Annotated in this window: 22 protein-coding genes and 1 pseudogene; 3 read left to right on the top strand and 20 right to left on the bottom strand. The window is 55.5% G+C overall.

The features are described 5' to 3' along the window. Positions 1-9 precede the first annotated feature (9 nt). From LJ738_RS18580 to LJ738_RS18520, 13 genes are all read right to left on the bottom strand, one after another. On the bottom strand, positions 10-516 hold the full coding sequence (locus LJ738_RS18580) for a cupin domain-containing protein (RefSeq protein ID WP_227787854.1): 507 nt from the start codon (positions 514-516) through the stop codon (positions 10-12). A 275-nt stretch (positions 517-791) separates the two neighbouring features. Then, on the bottom strand, positions 792-1,448 hold the full coding sequence (locus LJ738_RS18575; RefSeq protein ID WP_227787853.1) for a hypothetical protein: 657 nt from the start codon (positions 1,446-1,448) through the stop codon (positions 792-794). A gap of 98 nt (positions 1,449-1,546) precedes the next feature. After that, positions 1,547-2,437, bottom strand: coding sequence for a ChaN family lipoprotein (locus LJ738_RS18570; protein ID WP_227787852.1), 891 nt, complete (start codon positions 2,435-2,437; stop codon positions 1,547-1,549). A 121-nt stretch (positions 2,438-2,558) separates the two neighbouring features. Continuing rightward, the gene (locus LJ738_RS18565; RefSeq protein WP_227787851.1) at positions 2,559-3,959 is read right to left on the bottom strand and encodes an ABC transporter permease; all 1,401 of its coding nucleotides are present in this window, start codon (positions 3,957-3,959) and stop codon (positions 2,559-2,561) included. A 126-nt stretch (positions 3,960-4,085) separates the two neighbouring features. After that, positions 4,086-5,024, bottom strand: coding sequence for an ABC transporter ATP-binding protein (locus tag LJ738_RS18560; RefSeq protein WP_227787850.1), 939 nt, complete (start codon positions 5,022-5,024; stop codon positions 4,086-4,088). 49 nt (positions 5,025-5,073) lie between these two features. Further along, positions 5,074-5,700 (bottom strand): hypothetical protein, encoded by a 627-nt coding sequence (locus tag LJ738_RS18555; protein ID WP_227787849.1) that lies wholly within the window; start codon positions 5,698-5,700, stop codon positions 5,074-5,076. Further along, positions 5,700-6,209: an RNA polymerase sigma factor gene (locus LJ738_RS18550; protein ID WP_227787848.1), complete on the bottom strand. Its 510-nt coding sequence runs from the start codon at positions 6,207-6,209 to the stop codon at positions 5,700-5,702. Before LJ738_RS18550 ends, LJ738_RS18555 begins: the two co-directional genes overlap by 1 nt. 228 nt (positions 6,210-6,437) lie before the next feature. After that, positions 6,438-7,574, bottom strand: a complete 1,137-nt coding sequence (gene dnaJ / locus LJ738_RS18545) for a molecular chaperone DnaJ (protein WP_227787847.1) — start codon at positions 7,572-7,574, stop codon at positions 6,438-6,440. 42 nt (positions 7,575-7,616) lie between these two features. Beyond that, positions 7,617-8,192, bottom strand: coding sequence for a nucleotide exchange factor GrpE (locus LJ738_RS18540; protein ID WP_227787846.1), 576 nt, complete (start codon positions 8,190-8,192; stop codon positions 7,617-7,619). Between the two features lie 195 nt (positions 8,193-8,387). After that, a complete protein-coding gene (gene obgE, locus LJ738_RS18535; RefSeq protein ID WP_227787845.1) occupies positions 8,388-9,434 on the bottom strand; it encodes a GTPase ObgE in 1,047 nt (348 codons plus the stop codon). Positions 9,435-9,590: 156 nt separating this feature from the next. Beyond that, the gene (locus LJ738_RS18530; RefSeq protein WP_227787844.1) at positions 9,591-10,217 is read right to left on the bottom strand and encodes an adenylate kinase; all 627 of its coding nucleotides are present in this window, start codon (positions 10,215-10,217) and stop codon (positions 9,591-9,593) included. 76 nt (positions 10,218-10,293) lie between these two features. Then, the gene (locus tag LJ738_RS18525; protein ID WP_227787843.1) at positions 10,294-10,833 is read right to left on the bottom strand and encodes a phosphoribosyltransferase; all 540 of its coding nucleotides are present in this window, start codon (positions 10,831-10,833) and stop codon (positions 10,294-10,296) included. A gap of 290 nt (positions 10,834-11,123) precedes the next feature. Beyond that, positions 11,124-13,388 carry a sodium-translocating pyrophosphatase gene (locus tag LJ738_RS18520; protein WP_227787842.1) on the bottom strand — a complete coding sequence of 755 codons (2,265 nt, stop codon included), beginning with the start codon at positions 13,386-13,388 and terminating at the stop codon, positions 11,124-11,126. Positions 13,389-13,603: 215 nt separating this feature from the next. Between LJ738_RS18520 and LJ738_RS18515 the strand changes: the two genes are divergently transcribed. Then, the gene (locus LJ738_RS18515) at positions 13,604-14,425 is read left to right on the top strand and encodes a glycosyltransferase family 25 protein (protein WP_227787841.1); all 822 of its coding nucleotides are present in this window, start codon (positions 13,604-13,606) and stop codon (positions 14,423-14,425) included. Positions 14,426-14,438: 13 nt separating this feature from the next. On the opposite strand, the pseudogene LJ738_RS18510 reads toward LJ738_RS18515, so the two are convergent. From LJ738_RS18510 to LJ738_RS18500, 3 genes and pseudogenes are all read right to left on the bottom strand, one after another. Continuing rightward, positions 14,439-14,825 (bottom strand): annotated as a pseudogene (locus tag LJ738_RS18510) (transposase); the annotation flags it as partial. Positions 14,826-14,837: 12 nt separating this feature from the next. Next, on the bottom strand, positions 14,838-15,206 hold the full coding sequence (locus LJ738_RS18505) for a transposase (protein WP_227787840.1): 369 nt from the start codon (positions 15,204-15,206) through the stop codon (positions 14,838-14,840). A gap of 98 nt (positions 15,207-15,304) precedes the next feature. After that, a complete protein-coding gene (locus LJ738_RS18500; RefSeq protein ID WP_227787839.1) occupies positions 15,305-16,219 on the bottom strand; it encodes a M20/M25/M40 family metallo-hydrolase in 915 nt (304 codons plus the stop codon). Positions 16,220-16,333: 114 nt separating this feature from the next. On the opposite strand from LJ738_RS18500, the gene LJ738_RS18495 reads away from it, so the two are divergent. Both LJ738_RS18495 and LJ738_RS18490 read left to right on the top strand, forming a co-directional pair. Next, complete coding sequence (locus tag LJ738_RS18495; RefSeq protein ID WP_227787838.1) at positions 16,334-17,587, top strand: tetratricopeptide repeat protein; 1,254 nt, start codon at positions 16,334-16,336, stop codon at positions 17,585-17,587. Beyond that, positions 17,560-18,957, top strand: a complete 1,398-nt coding sequence (locus tag LJ738_RS18490; RefSeq protein ID WP_227787837.1) for a hypothetical protein — start codon at positions 17,560-17,562, stop codon at positions 18,955-18,957. Before LJ738_RS18495 ends, LJ738_RS18490 begins: the two co-directional genes overlap by 28 nt. Here the strand turns inward: LJ738_RS18490 and LJ738_RS18485 are convergent. The 4 genes from LJ738_RS18485 to LJ738_RS18470 form a co-directional block, all read right to left on the bottom strand. After that, positions 18,954-20,024: a glycosyltransferase family 4 protein gene (locus LJ738_RS18485; protein ID WP_227787836.1), complete on the bottom strand. Its 1,071-nt coding sequence runs from the start codon at positions 20,022-20,024 to the stop codon at positions 18,954-18,956. The genes LJ738_RS18490 and LJ738_RS18485 overlap by 4 nt on opposite strands. A 9-nt stretch (positions 20,025-20,033) precedes the next feature. Continuing rightward, positions 20,034-21,170: a dTDP-4-amino-4,6-dideoxygalactose transaminase gene (gene rffA / locus LJ738_RS18480; protein WP_227787835.1), complete on the bottom strand. Its 1,137-nt coding sequence runs from the start codon at positions 21,168-21,170 to the stop codon at positions 20,034-20,036. Positions 21,171-21,502: 332 nt separating this feature from the next. Next, the gene (locus tag LJ738_RS18475; RefSeq protein WP_227787834.1) at positions 21,503-22,477 is read right to left on the bottom strand and encodes a glycosyltransferase family 2 protein; all 975 of its coding nucleotides are present in this window, start codon (positions 22,475-22,477) and stop codon (positions 21,503-21,505) included. Between the two features lie 124 nt (positions 22,478-22,601). After that, on the bottom strand, positions 22,602-23,633 hold the full coding sequence (locus LJ738_RS18470; RefSeq protein ID WP_227787833.1) for a glycosyltransferase family 4 protein: 1,032 nt from the start codon (positions 23,631-23,633) through the stop codon (positions 22,602-22,604). Between the last annotated feature and the right edge of the window lies 1 nt (position 23,634).

Raw genomic sequence — 23,634 nt, 5'->3', positions numbered from 1 at the left:
TCTTTGGGCTTAGCGTCCAAAATCGTCCTGGACACGCACGATATCGTCTTCGTCCGACGGGTTGTTGGCATCGGTGTGCTGCCAGATTTCGGCGAGAATGCCCCATTCCTTCAGCCCTACCAGCCGGTGCCGCTCGCCCTGCTGCAAAATGATGCGCTCGCCCACCTGGTAGCTTTTCACCTCCCCTTGCTCGTCGGTTAAGCTGGTAGCTACACCAACAGGCCCCTGCACCACCTGCCAGATTTCGGCGCGGCGGTGGTGGTACTGCCACGAAAGTCGCTGGAGAGGAGCCACGAGCAATACCTTGGGGCTAAGCTTGCCCGAAATACGCAGCTGGTCTATGAGCATGCCATTAAAGTACACATCAGCGAACAACTGAGCTTGTTCTTCGTCAATGACAAAAAACCCACCCCACGGCCGCGTTGGGTCTTCCTTGGCAATAGTAAAGCCTTGCTGATTAAGCTGAGTCCCTATTTGTTGAAATAAAGTTATTTTTTGTATGTCACTAGTGGCCATATAGTAATTAGCAGTGGCTATAACTGAAATTATATGAGGTTAGGGTTTGAGGGCGCAAATTACAAATTGAATCAGCGAATCCACTTTTCGGCCTTGCCTTTGCCATTTAGAGTTGTGCATACTTCTATTTCCATTCTGCTGGCCTACCGTTCGTGAAGCAACTCAGGTTTATTAACTTGGCTTAAGCAGTCGGCACCCATAAAAAAGCGAGGATAGCCATAAACATCCACAGTGATTATGCCTCCCGCTAAGAGTGAAATAGCCAGCCCAACAAGCTAAAGTCTCGCTCCGTTAACTGAACTGAAATTATAGGGGTAGCCAATAGCATGCAAATCTGCTTCGAGCAGCGACCAGTCTTCCAGCTCATCATTGATGGCCGACACCATGGATTTGGTAAGCACTTCGCCTCGATAGATTTTGGCTACAGCCTCAAGACCGATGGGCTTTCGGTCGGTGTCTTCAGTAAAGTACTCGTTGGCCCACTCCGCATAGGTTTCGGGCTGGCCATCCAATATAAAAAGCAGTTCTTCCGAGCCGTCCTCTTCGTTTTCTACTACGCCGGTTTGCCAACCATGCTCCGCGGTATACCAGAGGCAGAAAGTGGTTCCGATGGAATTGACGGGCTCACCAAAGATGAACTCCTCAAAATAATCGGGTAAGCCGCGGGTCAATTGGGCTTTGTTGGGCTGGTCGTATTCCTGCAAATAGCCGTTGATAACGCAACCTTCCTCGCGGAATAAAATCAGCATCTGGTCGCCTTCGCCGTCGCTCATCTCCAGTACTTCTTCTCCCTCGGCCCACTCCTGGTTGTAGGTGTAGTAGCGGTACTCGAGCTCCGGGGAGTTGATGGCATCGAGCACAGCCAGCGACTTACAAAGACGCTTTAAAGCGGCGGCATCAGGCAAGGCGTGGTAATCCTGAGTAGAAATCATACGAAGCAAAAGGAATGAGTACTTAGCGGCAACCGTTCGCCTTCTCATACCAGAAAAAGCGGAAGTGGGTTGAATCGTTTTGCCAAGCCTACGGCATCTCAGTAAGATTTGCTCATATCGGCCGGCACCACCACCACGTAATCGGCCACATTCACCTGCTCCTTATCCAGCTGCTGCAGTTGCTCCTGCGTCACGACGCTGAGGGTTTTGACGCGCAGCTTGGGGGCGTATTGGCTCAAGTAGGCCACAATGCCATCGTGGTGGTCGGAGTGGTAGCTGCCGTTGAGGTGGAGCAGGGTTTGGCCTTCCTGGCGGCTGGCTTGAATGAAGTGGGCCATGGTGGCATCTTTCAGGGCCTGGGCCTGGATGATGTTTTGGGCACCGCCCCCGTGGGTTTTGCTATCGCCGCCAAACATGGCGGCCATGTTTTTATAGCCGGGCAGGTCATAATTCACCTTCAGGGGCAGTGGGGCCAGTAGGGCGCGGTCAACGGCGGGCAGTTTGTCGAGGGCTTTGAGGCTGCCGCGCGCGACGGCCTGGGCAAAAGGGCGCGGCGCATTGGTGCCCACGACGGGGATTTTGTTGTCCCGGGCGAACTGCAGCAACGGGCGGTAGTCGGTGGCGTAGTTGGGCCACGGGCGGGCCTGGCGCTCGAAGGCGGTATCGGCGAGGGAGTGGGCGGCGTATTGGGCCACCAAGGGCTGCACATCGCGCTCAAACATCTCCATTCCCAGCACCACCTGGCCGGGCTTTTTCAGGCGCAGCAGGTCCTTGGCTACCTGCAGCTCCAGCCAGTGGGCAATTACATCGTTGTGCTGCTCGCCAAAAAGCACGACATCGGCCTGCGCCAGCTCACCAAGCATCTGGTCGTAGTCAGCAGCCTGGCCCGAGGCGGTGAAGAGGCGGTAGGCCGGCCGGTCGCCGGTGAAGGCAAAGCCGGTTAGGGCCAGGCAGAGAACAACGATTAGGCGGTTTGCGGGAGCTGTCATTATAAAAAGAACGTCGTGCGGGGCTTGTGGAAGCGACTCTACCGCGCAAGTAATGAATTACTCCCGAAGTTGAGCTGCTTCCACAAGCCCCGCACGACGTTCAAAGTTCGAAGCGCGGCGCTTACCCCTTATAGAACATCCACTTGCCCAGTTCGCGGTAGGTCACCTTCTTGCCGTACATGAGCACGCCCACGCGGTAGATGCGCGCTGCCACCCACACCGTGCCGATGAAGCCCAGAATGAGCAGGAAGATGGACAAGGCCAGCTGCCACATCGGCACGCCAAACGGCAGGCGGATGACCATGGCAATGGGCGAGGTAAAGGGAATCATCGACATCCAGAAAGCCACCGGGCCATCGGGATTGCGCAAAATCACCGACAGGCCCACGATGTAGCTCAGTATGAGCGGCATGGTAATCGGAAACATAAACTGCTGGGTATCGGTCTGGTCGTCGACGGCGGCGCCCACGGCCCCAAACAGCGCCCCGTACAGCAGATAGCCGCCGAGGAAGTAGACGATGAAGCCGAAAAGGATGGTACCGATGGGCAGATTGCCCAGCGTGCTGAAGATGTCGAAGCGCTTGCTGGGGTTCATTTGCGCGTTTTGCTGGCTCATGCCGCGGTCGAAGCGGCCGGCGGCGGATTGCGGCTCGCCATCGGCAGAGGCCGTAGATGCGGTGCCCGGCGCGGTGGTAGTAGTGGCGGCTACTTCCGTTTTGGGCTTGTCCTTATCGGCTCCCGTGAGTAGCGGCACCAGCACCGTGGAAGCACCCACCGACAGCAGGCCCCACAGCAGAAACTGCGTGAGCCCAACGGCCGCAATGCCCACAATCTTGCCCATCATCAAATCAAACGGCTTCACCGATGACAGCATCACCTCCATAATCCGGCTCGATTTTTCCTCCCCTACCCCGCGCATAATCTGCACGCCGTAGATGAAAATAAACAGGTAAATGGCCAGCGCCAGCACGTAGGCCGTGCCGGAGGTGGCCAGGGCGTTGCTGTCGGCTTCTTTGCCGGTGTCGTCGAGGCTGGTGGCTTTCAGGTCCACTTTCGAGCGCAGGCGGTCGAGCTGCTCCTGCGAGAGGCCCGACTTCTGCATCTTCAATTCCGAAAATGCCTTGTTCAGGGCGTTTTCCACGGCCAGCTGCCGCTTCAGGCTGATGTTGCCTTTGCCGAAAAACTGCACGTTGGTGGGCTTTTCCACGTCGAGGCCGGCAGGCAGGTACAGCAGGCCCTCGTGCTTGGCTTTTACGAACCCCTTCTTGGCCTCGGCCAGCGTGCCCGTGGCGGGCACAAAGCGCAGTTGGGGCGTGCTCACGAGGCGGGTGGCCAGGTTGAGGCCGCTGTCGTCGCGCACCTCCACCACTTCGGTGCTGTCGTCCGACTGTGCGAGTTTAGCAATGAACACCCCGAAGCCCGCCAGCAGCAGCGGCACGGCCAGGGTAAGAATGATAAAGGCTCTTTTGCGAACCCGGGTTAGGTATTCGCGTTGAGCAACGAGTAAAAATTTAGAAGCCATAATGAATGGTTGTTTCATGCTGAGCAGCGCGAAGCATCTTATCACGTTCGCGCCATTCGGGTAAATCAGATTTCTGACGAAAGCAGCCGTGATAAGGTGCTTCCTTCGTCAGCATGACAAGCGTTTTTAGACGGCCTCTTCGAGCAGCGTCTCGGGCATGGTTTCGCGCACGCGCCGAATAAAAATCTCGTTGATGCTCGGAATTTTTTCCCGGAAGGCTTCTACCTCCACTGCCCCGATGAGGTAGCGCAGTAAGTCGTTGGGGCGCACGCCAGCGTGCAGTTGCACCCGGGCATAGAAATGGCCGTTTTCGCGCTCCTTCTGTTCCACCACTTCAAAATCGGGGTGCACCACTATCAGTTTGCCCTTGCCTTCCACCTCGTAGGTATTGGTCTTGAACTGGTCGCGAATCACGCCAATGGGACCGTCCAGCACCTTGCGCGAGCGGTTAATGAGAGCAATGTTGTCGCACATTTCCTCCACCGATTCCATCCGGTGAGTCGAGAAAATGATGGTGGCGCCCTGGTTGCGCAGCTCCAGAATCTCGTCCTTAATCAGGTTGGCGTTGATGGGGTCGAAACCCGAAAACGGCTCGTCGAGGATAATCAGGCTGGGCTGGTGCAACACCGTGGCAATGAACTGCACCTTCTGCTGCATGCCCTTGCTCAGGTCTTCCACGTTTTTCGAGGCCCATTCTTTTATCTCGAAGCGGGTGAGCCACTGCTTGATGCGCTGGGTGGCATCGGCCCGGCTCAGGCCGCGCAGCTGCGCCAGGTAGAGCAGTTGCTCCCCTACTTTCATTTTTTTGTACAGGCCGCGCTCCTCGGGCAGGTAGCCAATCTGGGCAATGTGGCTGGGGTTGAGCCGCTCGCCGCGGAAGCGGATTTCACCCTCGTCGGCCCCCGTAATCTGGGTGATGATGCGGATGAGCGAGGTTTTGCCGGCGCCGTTGGGCCCGAGCAGGCCGAAGATGCTGCCCTCCGGAATGGAGAGGCTCACCCCGTCGAGGGCAACGTGGTTGGCGTAAGCCTTTCGCACGTCGATGGCTTCAAGAATAGGTTTCACAGAAAAAAGAGTTAGTTGGTGGGTTAAAAGTAGGAGAATGAGCCGAATATCAACCGGTGTGTTCGTCGCCTAACTCGCGCAAGTTTGCTTCGAGATGGTCTAGATGCCGGCCATAAAGCTTTTGCAGGTACTTGGGCGTGGCCTTGGCCATCACCCACCCCACCCCGAGGCAGTACAGGATGAAGCCCCCAATCGCCAGCATGGCCTTCACCCGAAACGGGCCGGGCCGGGCAATTTCCATGTTGATGATAATGACCAAACACAGCAGGGCCGCTACCGGGATGGTGCCCATGGTGAGGCGGTAGTAGAAGCGTAGCAAATTGCGCAAGCCCGAGCACAAGCGCTGCAAATGGCCCCGCACGTGCCCCTCCGCTCCGCCCATCGCCTTCAATATCTTCAGCTTGCGGTAAAAGTAGTAGTACAGCACGGCCAGCAATGGCCCAAACAGATAGACCTGCAAATGCACTATGGGCTGCCGGTAGCGGTAGAACACCACGGCGGCCAGCACGGTAAAGCAGCTGGTGAAGAAAAGCTCACGGCGGGCGCTGCGACGCATTTTTTCCACCAGGTTGTCCGATTCCTGGGCCAGCAGGCCGTCCCATTGGGCGGGGCTCACAGTTGGGCTATGGGCCGGGTCGGGCTGCTGCCACTTGCGGCGGAGGTCGTCGAGTTCCATTAGGCGGCGTGGAGTAAAAATGAGCGGAGCTTTTCCTGCACGCGGTGCATTTTCACGCGCACATTGTTTTGGGTGATGCCCAGAATGTCGGCCATTTCATCGTAGGGCCGGTCTTCGAGGTAAAGCAGAATGAAGGCCTTGTCGACCTCCGACAAGCGGTTGATGGCTTGGTAAAGGGCCGCCTGGTCGTCGGCATCGGGCCCATTGTCGGGGGCTTGGGCTACGGCCAGGGCCTCGTCGTCCAGTTCGCCCGGCGCCGGCCGGCGGGTACGCTGGCGCAGGTTGGAGATGGCCACGTTCAGGGCAATGCGGTAGAGCCAGGTGCTGAGTTTGGTGCCCGGGTGCGGCACGTAGCGCGGCCACGCCCGCCAGAGCTGTAGCACAATCTCCTGAAACAAGTCCTGCCGGTCGTCGGCATCCTGGCAGTAGAGCCGGGCCACGCGCCGCACCAACGGCTGGTATTCCTGCAGCACAGCAACAAAATCGGCAGATGGCGCGGTGGGAGGCATGTGAAGCAATGGTTTCAGAAAGTTAATCGCCACCAACAAGCGACGCATTACACCGGCTCAATAATTTATTTTCAGCCCAACTTATCTGGCAAAGTAACGGCCTACTCATCTGACCATCACTGTGCCCCAAAACACCCCAGATAAACGCAAAAGCCCCGTCCGGCCAAGGGCCAGACGGGGCTTTTATCAAACAAACAGTCCATTTAGGCAAGCTGCCTAAAACGGTGCTTAGGCAAAATACTCCTTTACTTTCTCAAAGAAGCCTTTCTCGTTCTTACCGGGATGCGGCACGAAGTTATCCGAATCGCGCAGCTTCTCCAGAATCTCGCGCTCCTGGCTGCTCACGTGCTTCGGCGTCCACACATTCAGGTGAATGAGTTGGTCGCCGCGGCCGTAGCCGTTCAGGTCTTTGATGCCTTTGCCGCGCAGGCGCAGGATTTTGCCCGGCTGGGTGCCCGGCTCAACCTTGATTTTCACTTTCCCTTCAATGGTCGGCACCTCGAGGTTAGCCCCCAGAGCAGCATCCACGAAGGAGATGTACTGCTCGAACATGATGTTGTTGCCGTCGCGCTTCAGGAATTCGTGCGGCTCCTCTTCAATCTGAATGAGCAGGTCGCCGGGCACGCCGCCGCGCTCGGGGAAGTTGCCTTTGCCGCTCATGCTCAGCTGCATGTCGTTGGCCACGCCCGCCGGGATGTTGATGGGAATTACTTCCTCGTGTAGCTGCCGGCCTTCGCCTTTGCACACGTCGCAGGTGGCGGTCACGGTTTTGCCTTCGCCGTTGCAGGTGGGGCAGGTGCTGCTGCTCACCATCTGCCCGAGCATGGTGTTCACCACGCGCTTGGTCTGGCCCGAGCCCTGGCAGGTCTGGCAGGTTTTCAGCTCCGTGCCGTTTTTGGCGCCGGTGCCGCTGCAGGGCTGGCAGGCCACGTAGCGCTTCACCTTGATTTTCTTCTCGACGCCATTGGCAATTTCTTCCAGGTCGAGCTTCAGCTTGATGCGCAGGTTCGAGCCCTTGCGCTGGCGCCGCCCGCCGCCCTGGCGCCCGCCAAAGAAGCCCTCGAAGCCCCCGCCGCCTCCGAAAATATCGCCGAACTGCGAGAAGATGTCTTCCATGTTCGGCGCGTGGCTGTTGCCGCCCATGCCCTGATGGCCAAACCGGTCGTAGCGGGCACGCTTGTCGCCGTCGCTGAGAACTTCGTAAGCCTCGGCAGCCTCCTTAAACTTGTCTTCGGCCGTCGGGTCGTCCGGGTTTTTATCGGGGTGGTACTTGATGGCCATCTTGCGGTAAGCCGACTTGATTTCGTCGCCCGCCGCGTTTTTGGCAATGCCTAGTATTTCGTAATAATCGCGCTTGGTAGCCATCTTCTTCTAAAAATTATCGGGAGCCTATCTCTACAAAGATACTTACTGCCCCAACACAACCTTGGCGTGACGGATAACCTTGTCGCCCAAATAATAGCCCGGCTCCACCACGTCCACGATTTTGCCGCGCAACGCTTCGCTGGGCGCCGGAATCTGAGTGATGGCCTCGTGCAATTCGGCATCAAAGTCGCCGCCTTTCGCGTCCATGGCGGTCAAACCCTTTTGCTGCAGGGTTTTGTTCAGTTTGTTCTGAATAATGTCGAGGCTTTCGCGAACGGCGTTGGCGTCGGTGGTATCCTGGGTAGCATTGCGGGCCCGCTCGAAATCATCAAGCACCGGCAGCAAGGCCGTCATCAGCTCCTGGTTAGCGGTTTTGAACAGCTCAATCCGCTCCTTGGTGGTGCGGCGCTTGTAGTTCTCAAACTCGGCGGCCAAGCGCAGGTACTTGTCTTTCAGGTCCGCCAGCTCAGCATCCGTGCGCGTCTCTTCGGCGTGTGGCGCGGCCGTTGCCGTGGCATCGCCCGTGGTTTCGCCATCGGCATCGGCCATTTCGCCAGCTGCATGAGTGGGGTCTACGGTCAGGTTGTCGTCCTGGGGCAGGTTATTTTCGTCAGCCATTTTGGGGAATATTCGTCGGAAAGGGTTTTTCACGGGGTTAGCCGGTTAGTCACCTTGCGGGCACAAGGAACTTGCCAAAGGGTGCTTGGCTGCCAATGTGGCACAGGGCACCTCCTTCACGGGCGGCAACCCCATACTCACCAGCTACGCGATGCTCAAGCAAATAGCATAGCTACATGGGCACTATGCAGGAGCTCATGCTTGGCTGTCTTCCTCGAGGTAGCTCTGGCGCACGGGTGCCGCATCGCGACGGGTCTGCTGCAGGGCTTCCCAAATCAGGTCCTTCAGCTGCACAATGTTCTTGTTCGTGAGGCTGGAGATGAAGATGGAAGGAATATCGGTCGGGAGGGTCTGGCGGATTTCCGCTTCCAGCTCCTCGTCAATCATGTCGGATTTCGTGACGGCCAGCAGGCGCTTCTTGTCCAGCAGTTCGGGATTGAACTGCTCCAGCTCGTTTACCAACACCTGGTACTCCGCCGCAATGTCGGGGCTGTCGCAGCTTATCATAAAGAGCAGCATGGAGTTGCGCTCGATGTGGCGCAGGAAGCGCGTGCCCAGCCCCTTTCCTTCCGCCGCCCCCTCGATGATGCCGGGAATGTCGGCCATCACAAAGGATTTGTAGTCGCGGTAGGCCACCACGCCCAGGTTGGGCACCAGCGTAGTGAAGGCGTAGTCGGCAATCTTGGGCTTGGCCGCCGATACCACTGAGAGCAGCGTGCTTTTGCCTGCGTTTGGGAAACCTACTAGGCCCACATCGGCCAGCAGCTTCAGTTCAAGAATGATGATGGCCTCGATGGCCGGCTCCCCGGGCTGGGCATAAGTCGGCGCCTGGTTGATGGAATTCTTGAAATGGTCATTACCCCAGCCGCCGCGCCCGCCGGGCACGAGAACAAGCCGCTGGCCATGCTCCGTAATTTCCAGCAGGTGGGTGCCATCAGGGTCGCGCGCTACGGTGCCCAGGGGCACTTGCAGCACGATGTCTTCGCCCTGCGCGCCGCTGCGCAGGTTCTCGCCGCCGCCTTCGCCGTCTTTGGCAAAGACGTGCTTTTGGTACTGCAGGTGCAGCAGCGTCCACAGTTGCGAGTTGCCCTCGAGGATGATATGGCCGCCGCGGCCGCCGTCGCCCCCGTCGGGGCCGCCGTTGGGCAGGCCCTTGGCCCGGAAAAAGTGGTGCGAGCCCGCCCCGCCTTTGCCCGAACGGCAGATGAGTTTAACGTAATCGATAAAGTTATTGGAAGCCACGAAGCGGGAGGTATTAAAGTAAAAAAACAGTCATCCTGAGCAGAGGCAGGGACCTTTTGCCAGCCGAACGATTTGCGCTGAATGCCAAATCGTACCGCCGAGGCAAGGTCCTTCGCTCCGCTCAGGATGACAACTAGAAATTGGTAACAAACGTGCTTACGCCTTCACTTCGCGCGTGGCCTGAGCGGGACTCTCGGCGGTAGGCGCTTTGTGTTGGTCGATTATCGCGCAAATCTGGCTGAAGATGGAATCAATGGGACCGATGCCGTTGAGGGCGTGGAATTTGTTTTGGGCGGCATAGTAGCCGGCTACCTGGGCGGTTTCGGTGTTGTACACCGTTACGCGGCGGCGGATTTTGCTTTCGTCCTGGTCATCGGGGCGGCCGCTGGTTTTGCCGCGCTCCAGCAGGCGCGTCACCAGTTCCTCCTCGGCTACCTCAAGGGCAATCATGCAGTTGATGCTGCTGTTGTGCTGGGCCATCAGTTGGTCGAGCCGCTCGGCCTGGGGCACGGTGCGCGGGAAGCCGTCGAAGATGAAACCGCCGGCGGTTTCCTTATTTGCCTGCAGAGCGTAGCCTATCATGCCGATTACCACTTCATCGGGCACCAGCAGGCCTTCGTCCATCAGTTTTTTGGCGGTTAGCCCAAGTTCGGTGCCCTGGGCTATCTGGGCCCGCAGCAGGTCGCCGGTGCTCAGGTGCACGAGGTTGTATTGGGCAATGAGCTTTTGACTCTGGGTTCCTTTACCGGCACCGGGCGGGCCGAACAGCACGATATTCAACATGAAAGAAGGAGGAAAGAAGGCAGTGAGGGAGGTGGGAAGACTCAGGCAAGTTAATCAATCGGTAACAAAGCGACCGTTACACAGCCACATACACATCGGGCAGATTGCGCCCGAGGCCATCGTAGTCAAGGCCATAGCCCACCACGAAGTCGTTGGGGATTTCCAGGGCCACGTAGCGCAGGTCGAGCGGGTGGCGCAGGCTGGCCGGCTTGAAAAACAAGGTGGCTACCTCGACCGAAGCCGGGCCTTTGCTCAACAAACTGGGCAGCAAGTGGTGGATGGTAGTACCCGTGTCCACGATATCCTCAACCAGGATGAGGTGGCGTCCTTGTACGTCTTCGCGCAAGCCGAGGATTTCCTGCACCACACCGCTGCTGCCCGTGCCCTCGTACGAGGCCACCCGGATAAAGACGATTTCGCAGGGCTCGGTAATGCGCTTGAGCAGGTCGGAGGCGAACATAAAGGCCCCCGTGAGCACCACCACAAACAAGGGCTGGCGCCCGGCATAATCGGCACTGAGGCGAGCGGCCAGGCCGGCGACGGCCTCATCCAAACGGGAGGCCGACAGGTACGGCCGAAAAGCTTTGTTGTGGATGGTGATGTGGGAGTGACCCATGCGGCGCGAAGAGAATGAGCCACAAAGCTACTGTCTGAACCACGGATTCGCTTAGCCAGCCCAATTTTCACGGATTGGATGAAGTGCGCTGTTGGCCTGTAGAAAGCCGAAATCAGCTTCTTTACCTTCGTTTTTACAAAGCCGACGAACCGTAACTCATCCATGCAAAGAGTGCTAGCCAACGCGCCTGAGCACGAAATGGCCCAATAAAAAGGCCACTCCGGGGAGCAGCCTTTTTATTGGGCCATCAGAACCGGCTCAACTTAAAAATTGAGCTGGCACTGTTCTGTTTATCGTACCTCGCGCAGGGCTGTATAAATCATCCGAACCGCAGCCGGGGCCAAAGTTTCAGCATAGCGCACATGCGGGTGCACGGCTGTTTCGATACGCTCCCCTTCGAGTTTAATGGGGGCCATGCCCCGCTCTCCGCCTTTCTCAGCAATGTGAGGGGCAATAACCAGCGACACGATGCTCATCAGCTTGATGAGGATGTTCATGCTCGGGCCGGAAGTATCCTTAAACGGGTCGCCCACGGTATCACCGGTCACGGAAGCTTTGTGCGCGTCCGAACCTTTGTACTGCATCACGCCGTTCACCAACACCCCTTTTTCGAAAGACTTCTTGGCGTTATCCCAGGCTCCACCGGCGTTGCTCTGGAACATGGCCATCAGCACCCCGCTCACCGTCACGCCGGCCAGCAGCCCACCCAGCACCTCGGCCGAAGAAGCATTCGAAAACAGGCCCCGGCATCCGAAGCCCACGATTATAGGAGTGAGCAGCGCAATGGCACCCGGCAAAATCATCTCCCGAATGGCCGCCTGCGTGCTGATGGCGACGCACTTCTCGTACTCCGGACGGCCCGTGCCTTCCATGATGCCCGGAATCTCGCGGAACTGGCGGCGCACTTCCTGCACCATGGCCATGGCCGCACGCCCCACCGCCGCAATGGCCAGCGAAGAGAAAATGAACGGAATCATAGCCCCAATGAACACTCCGGCCAAAATGGGAGCCTTGCTGATATCAATGGACGTGATATTGGCCGTGCCCATAAAGGCCGCGAACAACGCCAGCGAGGTGAGTGCTGCCGAAGCAATGGCAAAGCCCTTGCCCGTGGCAGCCGTCGTGTTGCCTACCGCATCGAGAATGTCAGTGCGCTCGCGTACTTCCTTGGGCAGCTCGCACATTTCGGCAATACCACCGGCGTTGTCAGCAATAGGGCCAAAGGCATCAATCGCCAGCTGCATGGCCGTGGTTGCCATCATGCCAGCCGCAGCAATAGCTACCCCGTAGAGGCCAGCCGCTTCGTAGCTCAACACGATGCCCGCAGCCAGTACCAAAATGGGAAGCACCGTGCTCTCCATACCCACGGCCAAACCGCCGATAACGGTAGTCGCGTGGCCAGTGCTGCTTTGCTGCACAATGCTGTTTACGGGGCGCTTTCCCATGGCAGTGTAGTACTCCGTAATGATGCTCATCAGAGTACCTACCACCAAGCCAACTACCACCGCGTAGAACACGCCCTTGGCATCAAACGACACATTGCGAATGGTGAAGCTTCCCTGGGGCAGAATCCACATAATCAAGAAGTAAGAAGCAACTGCCGAAACGATAACAGAAATATAGTTACCGGTATTGAGGGCGCTTTGTACGTTGCCGCCCTCCTTCACTCGTACACAAAGGATACCGATGAGCGAGGCAATAATGCCCATGCCCGCAATAGCCATCGGTAGGAAAATCGGGGAAAGCCCCCCGAACTGGTCACCGGTTACGGTTACCTCACGGCCCAGTACCATGGTAGCCAGAATGGTAGCTACATAGGAGCCAAACAAGTCGGCGCCCATACCAGCCACGTCGCCCACGTTGTCGCCCACGTTATCGGCGATAGTGGCCGGGTTGCGCGGGTCATCCTCCGGAATGCCGGCTTCTACCTTGCCCACGAGGTCAGCACCCACGTCGGCCGCTTTGGTGTAGATGCCGCCGCCTACGCGGGCAAACAGGGCAATGCTTTCGGCTCCCAGCGAGAAGCCCGTGAGCACCTCCAGCGCCTTTTCCATCTCCTGGCCGTTGGCTAGGCCGCTGGGCACAAACATCTTGTAGAACACAATAAACAAGGAGCCCAATCCCAATACGGCCAAGCCGGCCACGCCCATGCCCATCACAGAGCCGCCGGAAAACGACACGTTCAGCGCGGTGCTTAGGCTAGTCTTAGCTGCCTGAGCGGTTCGCACATTGGCCTTGGTGGCAATTTTCATCCCTATGAAGCCTGCCAAGGCCGAGAATACGCCCCCAATAAGGAAGGCGATGACGATAACGGGACTGGAGTTGCCGCTGGTTGTACCCAAGTAAAAAAGGAAGGCCCCAGCAATCAACCCAAACAGGGCCAACACTTTGTACTCCGCTTTCAAAAAGGCAATGGCCCCATCGGCAATGTAGCCAGCGATGGTAGTCATGCGCGCATCGCCAGCATCTTGCTTGGCCACCCAACCCGCACGGAGCCAGGTGTACAGCAGCGCAAAAATGCCCAGGACGGGCACAGCGTAAAGGTATGGGGTCATAAAGGGCACAAAAGGGTGGGAAGACATGTGTGAATTTTCGGCACGCAAAGTAGTTCATATGGTTGATATTAAGCTATGCTGTATCTAACGCGACAATACCAAGCCGCAACCTGCCAATAGTTATACTTCGCCTTGAACTTCCATTGCTGGGTTATAACTTTGACAGAAGAGTAATTTTTTGATTTTTTCTACACTTACAATATACGCATCGCTCCATGAGGGTATTTGTTATCAATTTAGAGCGTTCAAGTGAACGTAGAGAGTCTATTAAACGGCAGCTTGTTGCGCAAGATGTTGATTATGAAATCATCAAGGCTGTTGATGGAGCGACTCTGACAGATGAATACATCCAAATCGCCCTCAACCATGAGGAGGTAGAAAAACGCCCCTATTTAAAGCGGAGAGGCGCTTATGGATGTGCCTTAAGCCATTACTCTATTTATTTGAAGATGGTAGCTGAAAACATACCCTACGCTCTTGTTTTAGAAGATGATGTCGTTATAGAGAAGGGTTTTAAAAGCGTTATTGATACTGTTGCATCTAAGTTAGTAGCAAATGAAGTTGTTCTGCTTTTTGCGCAGAACAACTTCATGCCTATCGTTTTTTCCGACCAGGACACCGAGCGACTGCCCAACGACCGTAGGATTGTATACCCAATGGAACCCTGGGCGCTAGGCTCGGCAGCTGGTTACATTGTCACGAATGAAGCTGCTAGAGGCTTGATGCAGTACGTATTCCCTGTGCGGGAGCCTGCCGATGCATGGATTGCGTTTTATCGGGAAAAAGCAATAGGAAACATTCGGTGCATCACGCCATTCGTGGTAAAGCCTGCTGGGTTCGATAGTAACATTGACTATGTATCCAGCCAGAGCTTAGTTGGCAAAGTCTTTTCTTTCGTCAAGAAGTACAGGATATTCCCGTTCAAACAACTACTCGACTACAGGCGCAAGCGTATGCTCATAAATTCAAGTGCGTACTCTTTCACACCTGAGCGTTCACCCGTTGCCGTAGTACAACAGCAACTGTTAGGAATTTAAATCTAAGAGCCTGTTAAAATTTACGGATGAGGTGTCGAATGCTGGATAAGTAGAGCGTTGCTTCGGCGCTGCTGGTTTCGCATTCGTAGTCGCGGCTTAGCCGGCGGTCCCACTGCAACCAGCTGATGGAGCGCTCGACGACCCAGCGGGTAGGCACGGGGGTAAAGCCCCCGCTTCCGGTTAGCCCAGGTGCCGTTTCCAGTTGCCAGCCGCAGTGGGCTTGGGTCCACTTCGCCAGGGGCTGACCGCCGTAACCCGCATCCGCCAGCACGAGCTGCAGGCGCTCAAAGGCCTGTTGGCGCAGCTTTTCCAACACGGCTTGTCCCCCGACCCGGTCGTTTTCGTGAGCAGGACCGACGTGGGCCGCCAACAGGAGTCCGCCGGTATCGACGGCCAGCTGGCGCTTGCGGCCCTAGATTTTTTTGTGGCCGTCAAAGCCCTTGTCCAGTATGCCCCGCTCGCTGCATTTGAGGGATTGGGCATCGAGGATGGCCACACTCGGGCTCGGTTGCCGGAAGGGGGCGGCCCGCTGGCGCTGGCGGCGCACCAGGGCCTGGTTGAGCGCCGCCCAGCGCCCGTCGGCCTGCCAGCGGCGGAAATAGTAGTAGACCAACGGAAACGGCGGGAACTCGTGCGGCAGCAGCCGCCACTGGCAACCACTCTTGGTGAGGTAAAGCAAGGCATTGACTATCAGGCGCAGCGAATACTTGCGGCGGCGCGTATCGGGCACTATTTCTTGAATAACTTGCCACTGGAAATCAGTCAGGTCCGTTTCGTACATCTTTGGTCGGATGAAAAAATACGGTAACCTGGCTGGTTTCTTTTTGTCTAACAGTTACTTGTAAATTTTAACAGGCTCTAAGCACCTATTGCCTATGGCTACAATTCCCGCATCAAAACTTGGTAAAGCGCTAGCATACTGGCAATGTCGCGCTTGTCGACCAGCTCATCGGGCGAGTGCACGTGGTCCTCAGGGGCGCCCACGAAGCACCAATCCCAGGGCGCGGCGGCGTGCTGTAGTTCCTTGGCATCGGAGCCGCCGCTGCCTTCCACCTCCAATTGGTGCGGTATGCCCGACTGGGCGGCAATGGCACGGATGCGGTCAACATAAGCGCGGCGGGGAATCAGCGAGTCGCGCAACGAGATGGCGCAGCCTTGGCCGGCGTACACTCCCTCCGTCACCCAAGTAATATCAGAGATGAGCGCCTGGCGCACGCCATATGTTTCGTTGATAAATTTGGCTAAGTAGGCCACCGAACCTCCGCCATGTTCTTCCCAGCAAGAAAACGCCACAATGCCATGTTCTAAAGTCTCACATAGGCGCAGGGCATTCCAGACACCCAAGCGGTTATCAAGATAGCAGCTTTGAATGGTGGTTTCGGTTTCGCGAAAATCGCAGTAGAAGGTGAGTTCCGTGCCACGGTCAATATCGCGGTGGAACGCGTAGCCCAATTCACCCGTTTGGTCGTCTATGGTCAGTGTGCAATCTATCTCCCCTTGCGAGTCGTGCCCCACCAAACGGTAGCCGGCTTCGGCCTGAGGGCCACCAATGCGCACCAATTGCCGCCCGTAGCGTACCGTGAAACCAATGCTATCAAGGTGGGCAAATACGGCCGTGCGCGGCTGGCCAAATACCAGCAGAATGCAGTCTTGAAACCGGTCGTCAGCAATGATAGTGGGCTGGTGTTGCCAGGTAGCCTGTGTTTGTCGCACGTAGTCGAGTACGAAACGCGTCATAGCTGCCTCGTTGCCGGCAGGTGCCAGAACACGACAAAGGGAGTGCAAGAGTTGCATAAGCAAAGAGGATTACGCCCAAAGCTAGGTCAAAGTCCGTACTTTAGCAGGCCCGTTTACCCTGCCCAAATTTTGGCTGGCATATGGTTCGGGTCCGCTATCGAATTTCTACCTATGCTGCGTTCGCTGTTTTGTATCTGCTTGGGGCTGCTACTGATGCCGCTGCTAGGCCATGCCCAGAAGCCCGATACAATGCGTACCCCTGCTGCCATGAAAACGGTGGCGCTCGACACCGTAGGGGTACTGCCATCGGCCATCGATACCAAAGGCTGGCTGCTTTTGGATAAGGACATCCAGCTTGAGTTGGATGGTGCCGTTAACAATATCTACAATTTCAAGTACGACCGGGCGGAGAAGCAATTCCGTTCGTTGCGACGGCGCTACCCTAACCACCCCATGCCGTATTTCCTACTGGGGCTGAACACGTGGTGGAAAATTATGCCCACCACCTTCCAGTCGACGCAGTACGACAAGGCTTTCTTTGCCTATATGGACACTGCCGCTACCAAGGCCCAGAAGCTCTTTGATGCCGATAACAATAATTACGAAGCCAGCTTCTTTCTTTCCGCTTCCTACGGTTTTAGTGCCCGTTTGCACGGTGAACGGCACGACTGGCGTAAGGCTACAGTAAATTCCCGGCGCTCACTAAACTATCTCAAAAAGAGCCAGGAAGCCAACGGCCTGAGCCCAGAATTTCAGTTCGGCCAGGCCCTATTCAATTACTACGCGGTGTGGATTGGCGAAAACTACCCACTGCTGAAACCAGTGCTCCTGTTCTTCCCTAAAGGTGACAAGAGACTGGGTATGCAGCAATTGCGCAGCGTAGCCGCCAATGGCTTTTATACTGGCACTGAGGCTCGTGTATACTTAATGCGTATCCTCAAAAACGAGGAGAACAATGCTGAAGAGGCCCTACCAGTAGCACGTAGCCTCGCCACTACCTTCCCCGACAACGGCTACTTCCAGCGCTTTTACGCCCTGCTTGCTTACGACCAGGGCGAATTTTCCGACTGCGAGCGTGTGAGCCGAGAAATCCTTGATAAGATAAACAAAGGCATGCCAGGCTACGAGGGCATCAGCGGCCGTTACGCCAGCTACTTCCTAGGATACCTAATGCAAAATCGCTACCGCGATATTGCTAAAGCAAAAGACTATTACCAGCGATGCATCGTCTTTTCTGAAAGTACCGGCGACACTTCTGGAGGCTTCTACTTATTCTCCAACATGAACCTAGCGCGCTTGGCAGTTAAAGAGAAAGATGCAGCGGCGGCAAAACGCTACTATGCTGTAGTGGTTGACAAGGCCGAACGAAAGTCTGAACAGTATAAGGAAGCAAAGGCTTGGTTGAAAAAGAACAAGCAGAGTTAGACAGGATGGAATTAAAAGATTTATATATAACCCCTATTTATTTAGCGATTGTTTACATAATTGCTTATAATTTGCGCTCCTCTGTAACCAATGCTTATACTAAAAAATATTTTATTCCAGCCCTAACAGTTAAGATAGTTGGTGCCATTGCTCTGGGCATTCTGTACCATACGCTTTACGGCGGCGACACCAATAATTATTATAGGCAAGCTGGAATTGTATATCATGCCTTTGGTGACTCTTTTGCCGCGGGCTGGGAGTTGGTAACCACATCTGGTGACATCACCCCAGCCATCAGCAAGTATACCGACCAGTTAACGTGGTTCGGCCATGGCAGCAACGAGTACTTCGTCATACGCGTGGCAGCGATATTTGCTATCCTGTCCTTCAATACCTATACTGTTATTGCGGTACTATTTGCTGTTATAACTTTTAGTGGCATGTGGGTCATGTACATGACCTTCGCGAAGATTAGGCCGCAGGTATATAAGGAACTGGCAACGGCCGTTTTTTTCTTGCCTTCGGTATTTTTCTGGGGTTCAGGCTTACTTAAGGACTCTCTTTGCATAGGTGCCTTAGGTTGGTTATTCTATGCGTTTTACCGAGGAGCCATTCAACGTCGCAATATCTTGCGCTGCTCAATAGTTGGAGCAGTAGCTATTGGGGTAATCCTCTCAATGAAAGTTTATATCCTTCTAGCATTCATGCCCCCGGCGCTACTATGGGTATTCAACGAAAGCACACGCAATATTCGCAGCACGGCTGTGCGCTGGGTAGCGAAGCCCTTATTTCTTGGAGTAGGCCTCCTCGTGGCCGGCTATGCATTTGTCAAGATTTCAGCGGCAGATGCCCGATTTGACATTGAGAACATTGGTGCTCAAAGCAAGCTAACCGCCGATTACTTGCAAGGAGTCAGCAAGACTGAACAAGGTTCGGGATACAATATCGGCGCGCAGGACGGCACCATTGGAGGTATGGCTAAATTGGCTCCACAGGCGCTGGTTGTAGCTTTATTTCGCCCGTTCCTATGGGAGGCTCGCAACCCAACCATGCTTCTGTCTGCATTGGAAGCCACTTATTTCCTGGTGCTTACACTTCGCATTTTGTGGCGAGTAGGATTGGTAAAAACGTTTACTGCTATTAGCGTCACTCCTATATTAACCCTTTGCTTTGTATTCAGCCTGATTTTCGCCATTTCAGTGGGAATTTCAAGCGGAAACTTTGGCACACTCGTACGATACAAAATACCGCTTATGCCGTTCTATCTCAGCGGCTTGTATATCCTCCAAAGCATTACCGTAACCACGGCTAATCCACGTTTGAGGCAACGCCGCAACGTAGGCGCGGCCCCGCAACTGGCACGGGCTTAGGAAAACAGACGTAGAAAATTAGCGGTATTGGTGCGCACAGAATAACGTTGCTCAATGGTAGCGCGCGCTGCGTGGCCTAGTTGTTGCCGCAGGCCCGCGTCGGACAATAGCTTCCGAAGGCTAAATTCCCAATCTGCAGGCGTAGCGCACACAAAGCCGTTGTAGCCGTGCTCTACCACTTCAGAGTTCATGCCAACCGGCGACACCAGCGCCGGGATGCCCAGTGCCATATACTGCAACGCTTTGAAGGCACACTTGCCTTTTGCCCACAGGTCGTCTTCCAATGGCATCAAACCCACATGGAAACCCAGCAGGTCGGCAATCTCAGTTTCTTTGCGCCAGGGTAAATACACGAGGGAACGCAGTGGTAGCATCGGTGGCTGATTCGAGATAACCCGAAATTCAAAATCTAGCCCCTCGGCTTCTAGTTTCGACAGTACGGGCACCACTTGGTCGAGGTACTTGAGGGTGGAATGCGTACCAGTCCAGCCAATGACCAAGCGGCCCGGCGCGGCTTGGTCGCGGACTTGGTTGTGCAAGTGCACGGTATCAATGGTTGTCGGGTTCACCACGGCACGCTGGTTGAACCGCCGGGCATAATCGGCCAAGTAGGTATTACCGCAGCTGTTCTTGTAGGCCCACCGGCAAATGTCAGCCACTTTATGGTGCCACTTTACGCCTGCGGCAATCTTGTTGGCTTCGGACGTATTGGCCAGCCAAATAGCGTCGTCGAAATCGTAGATAATCTTTTTGCCCAGCACTTTGCTGATAATCCACTCGAATACCGGAGGCCCTACCGGTGCAGCCTCACGGTGAATGAACACAAAGTTGTAGCCAGGCACGCGGAACAGTAGCGCCGCCCGCCGTGCAAAACCGCCCAAAATACCCAGGGCCTTGGCGACTGCCTGGCCCGGCTGGTAGAGGATATTCCAGGTAGCCACCGAAATGAATGGGGCCAGGTGGTAGGTATGGCCCACCGCCGTTAATTCAGCCAGATACTGCTCAAAACGGAAGCGCTGCGACGGGGCCCGACCGGGCGGATAGGGCACAAGAAATAAGATGCGCATTCGAAAATATTAATACGTCTGATAGAAACCTAGCACTTCGTTGATAATACGGTCCTGGTCGGTTTCTGAAAGTTCATAGAAAAGCGGCAGTCGCACCAGGCGCTCGGAGTAAAGGTCGGCCCAAGGCAGCGCACGAGAATCATGCTGGGCCTTGTAATAAGCGCTTTTATGCAACGAGAGATAATGAAATACTATCCAGACACCCCGTTGCTTGAGATAAGTGATAAGGGCCGTTCGCTCTGTCAAGCTGCGGCATACGAGGTAAAATAGGTGGCCGTTGTTGGTAGCGTAGTCAGGCAGGACAGGCAACCCAATGCCTTGCGCACGTAATGGTGTTAAGGCCGTATAATACCGTTGCCAGATGGTCTTTCGCTGCCGCTGAATATCAGCCAAGTTCTCGAGTTGGGCCCATAGGTAGGCCGCAATAATATCCGATGGCAAAAACGACGAGCCCACGTCTACCCATCCGTATTTATCTACTTCGCCCCGAAAAAAGGCAGCACGGGTCGTGCCTTTCTCCCGGATGACCTCAGCCCGAGGGCCATAGTCCACATCGTTAATGGCCAGCATGCCGCCCTCACCCGAGATAATGTTCTTGGTTTCGTGAAAAGAGAAAGCGGCGAGAGTCCCCAGGCTGCCCAATGCCCGTCCCCGATGGTAGCTATCGATGGCATGCGCTGCGTCCTCGACCACTACCAACCCCTGCCGCTCAGCCACGGCCTGAATCGCATCCATATCGCAGGCAATACCAGCATAATGCACTGGCACAACGACACGCGTGCGCGGCGTAATGAGACTCTCAAGCGCAGCTGCATCAATATTGGGGTTAAGGGAGGTGCTGTCGGCAAATACTATCTTGGCGCCCCGCAGCACGAAGGCATTAGCCGTGCTAACGAAGGTGAAGGACGGCACTAGCACCTCATCGCCAGGTTGAATATTAAGCAGCAAGGCCGCCATTTCCAGTGCATCGGTGCAAGAAGTGGTAAGCATCACTTTCTGGAAGCCAAGCTGCTGCTCAAAGAACCGATGCACCCTATGCGTAAACAGTCCATCGCCCGAGATTTTACCCGAACGCACCGCTTGCTCGATGTAACGAGTTTCGTTACCTGAGAAATATGGTTTATTAAAGGGAATGGCGGGATACATGGGCAACAGCAGGGCCGGCAAAGGTACGGATGCAGTATTAAGAGCTGTGCTCACATCTAACTTCTCCGCCATCAAGGAACCGACTTGCTAGGCCGGAATACGACACGTACACAAATTATGCAGCTGCATCACTACCCTGCGTGTATTTCAAAGCCACAGGTGGTAGATGTGTTGGGCTTTCATCAGCTCGATGCTCCCCCGGACATAGCAGGAAACGGCAGGTCAGTGGGTTATCAGGTGGGGCCGCAATCCGCCCGGCTGTTTCCGCCAAAGCATCGCGCACAGCGTGCCTGCATACTACCTTTTCACGGCCAGCAACACCAGGGGTTGTACTACCGGCTGGGTGATCGGTTGGATGTGACAGCAACCGATTCATCCACAATATAAATAGGTCGTTGTTTCACCTGCTCAAATGTTTTGCCAATGTATAATCCCACCATGCCAAGCACCGACAACAATAAGCCCGAGAAAAACCAAATGGAAATAATGAGGCTGGTATAGCCAGGCTGAGAAATCTGGCCGACCCAATAGCGCATCAGAGTAACAGGCACAAACAGGAAAGCCCCGCCCGATAGCGCAAGGCCCAATTTTACGGTCAAACGCAGAGGCTTGTCGGAGTTGGCCAGTAAAATATCGAATCCCAAATGCAGCCGCTGACTGAGGCCGTAGCTGCTGGACCCCACAGCTCGCCCGACGTGCATCACGTCGAGGTAGCCAGCACGAAACCCCACCCAACGCACCATCGTGGGAAAGTACCGGAAGCTCTCTCGCATGGTCAGCACAGATGCAATCACCTTGCGGTGATATATGCCGAAATTAGCCACTGCTGAGTCTTGCGGAGTATCGGTGAGGTATGACAGTACCCGGTAAAAGAGTTTTGACAACAACTTTTGCCCCCATGAATCCTGCCGATTGGTACGCCGGGCCAGCACCAGGTCATAGCCTCTTTGCGCAGCTGCAAACAGTGCCGGAATTTCCTCCGGCCGGTCCTGTAAGTCGCAATCCATCACCACCACCCACTCGCCCCGGCAGTGGTCGAGTCCAGCCGTGATGGCACAGTGCTGGCCGAAATTGCGGCTTAGGCGCAGGCCTCGTACGCGCGGGTCACGGGTAGTTTGCTCCTGAATGCGGACCCAAGAGTCATCAGGGCTGCGGTCGTCAACCAAAACGATTTCAAATTGAGGTGAGATGGGCTCCAGCGCGGCTATGAGACGCTTAACTAGTTCGCCCACCGTTGCATCAGCCCAGTAAACCGGGCTAACCACGGAAAGTAAAACGGAGGTAGTTGGGTGCATCGAAATCGGCATGTAGTCCGGGAAGCTGGTATTGCTAAAAATACGGGCGGGGCGGCTTGTTTGTAGATTCAGCGGGGTGACCTTTTGCAGCTTTATCCCTAGCAACGGGCACGTTTAGTCTAAGCTACCCGTAATTCTACTCACGGGCTAAGGCACGGTTGTAGCAATCGGCCAACAGGAGATACGTATGGGCCGGCGCAAACTTCCGGCGTACAAAAACGCGACTAGCCGCCGAGAATTGTTGCCGCAAAGCCACATTAGCAGCTAGTTCATTAATGGCATTGGCCATGGCCGGCACGTCGCGGTTGGGCACGAGCAGCCCCGACCGACCAACCTCGAATAGCTCAGCGGGGCCGCCACAATCGGAGGCAATCAGCGGCACGCCATAATACAAAGCATCTAGGCAGGTCAGCGAAAATGATTCAGACTCGGAGAAGTTAAGAACGATGTCGTGTGCTTTCATCACCGCTTCGGTATCGGCGGCGAATCCATCAAAACGTACTACTTCGTTTAGTTCTGCGGCACTGGCAGCGGCTTCCAACTCGCACCGGAACTCTTGGTTCTTGGTCATGCCCATATCACCACCCACAAAATGCAGACGCAGGTTGGAGTTGTGGGCGTAAGCAGCGCGAAACGCTTCTAGCGCAAAGTCTTGTCCTTTGCCCCGAATGTAATTACTGAGGTACAACAAGTGAACCAGCCCCCCAGCCCGTTCGTAAACGGAGTATTGAGGCAACACCTCCCCAAGCGTCGGCAAGGGGTCATACACAGTCTTGACCCGATTAAGATTGGTAGTGAAATAGCTTCGCACGGCTTCCGAAACACAAATCACTTGCTGGGCAGCGTGCTCGGCTAACCACCGCCACGGCCGTGCAAATACCTGAGGCAACACCTGAGGCAAAAAGCGCACGTGAACGAATAGCTGCAACCGGCCCAGACTAAAAAAACGGGCCGCATAACCCGTTAGATTATAAAAATCATTGAGGTGAATGAGGGTCGCTCCCCGTTGCTTTGCTAATCGGTACAGTCTCCAACCATTGAGTAATAGCATAGGCACGTACATCACCAAGTCCACCTTTCGTCGGCTGATTTCAACAAAGGGCAATTCGTGCACGGCATATCCGTCTGCTTCCAGCACGGCGCGTCCAGTGCTACCGGTAGGCAGCACG

It is taken from the genome of Hymenobacter plasmatis (assembly GCF_020711255.1).
Lineage (GTDB): Bacteria > Bacteroidota > Bacteroidia > Cytophagales > Hymenobacteraceae > Hymenobacter.
Note: the sequence above shows the minus strand (reverse complement) of the source record. Positions and strands in the feature narration are given on the sequence as shown.

Coding starts and splice junctions, on each gene's coding strand:
- LJ738_RS18525 (WP_227787843.1), bottom strand. CDS start 10,833: ATGGGTCACTCCCACATCACCATCCACAACAAAGCTTTTCGGCCGTAC.
- LJ738_RS18495 (WP_227787838.1), top strand. CDS start 16,334: ATGCTGCGTTCGCTGTTTTGTATCTGCTTGGGGCTGCTACTGATGCCG.
- LJ738_RS18515 (WP_227787841.1), top strand. CDS start 13,604: ATGAGGGTATTTGTTATCAATTTAGAGCGTTCAAGTGAACGTAGAGAG.
- LJ738_RS18485 (WP_227787836.1), bottom strand. CDS start 20,024: ATGCGCATCTTATTTCTTGTGCCCTATCCGCCCGGTCGGGCCCCGTCG.
- LJ738_RS18520 (WP_227787842.1), bottom strand. CDS start 13,388: ATGACCCCATACCTTTACGCTGTGCCCGTCCTGGGCATTTTTGCGCTG.
- LJ738_RS18570 (WP_227787852.1), bottom strand. CDS start 2,437: ATGACAGCTCCCGCAAACCGCCTAATCGTTGTTCTCTGCCTGGCCCTA.
- LJ738_RS18575 (WP_227787853.1), bottom strand. CDS start 1,448: ATGATTTCTACTCAGGATTACCACGCCTTGCCTGATGCCGCCGCTTTA.
- LJ738_RS18540 (WP_227787846.1), bottom strand. CDS start 8,192: ATGGCTGACGAAAATAACCTGCCCCAGGACGACAACCTGACCGTAGAC.
- LJ738_RS18555 (WP_227787849.1), bottom strand. CDS start 5,700: ATGGAACTCGACGACCTCCGCCGCAAGTGGCAGCAGCCCGACCCGGCC.
- LJ738_RS18565 (WP_227787851.1), bottom strand. CDS start 3,959: ATGGCTTCTAAATTTTTACTCGTTGCTCAACGCGAATACCTAACCCGG.
- LJ738_RS18530 (WP_227787844.1), bottom strand. CDS start 10,217: ATGTTGAATATCGTGCTGTTCGGCCCGCCCGGTGCCGGTAAAGGAACC.
- LJ738_RS18550 (WP_227787848.1), bottom strand. CDS start 6,209: ATGCCTCCCACCGCGCCATCTGCCGATTTTGTTGCTGTGCTGCAGGAA.
- LJ738_RS18580 (WP_227787854.1), bottom strand. CDS start 516: ATGGCCACTAGTGACATACAAAAAATAACTTTATTTCAACAAATAGGG.
- rffA (WP_227787835.1), bottom strand. CDS start 21,170: ATGTATCCCGCCATTCCCTTTAATAAACCATATTTCTCAGGTAACGAA.
- LJ738_RS18505 (WP_227787840.1), bottom strand. CDS start 15,206: ATGTACGAAACGGACCTGACTGATTTCCAGTGGCAAGTTATTCAAGAA.
- dnaJ (WP_227787847.1), bottom strand. CDS start 7,574: ATGGCTACCAAGCGCGATTATTACGAAATACTAGGCATTGCCAAAAAC.
- LJ738_RS18475 (WP_227787834.1), bottom strand. CDS start 22,477: ATGCCGATTTCGATGCACCCAACTACCTCCGTTTTACTTTCCGTGGTT.
- LJ738_RS18500 (WP_227787839.1), bottom strand. CDS start 16,219: ATGCAACTCTTGCACTCCCTTTGTCGTGTTCTGGCACCTGCCGGCAAC.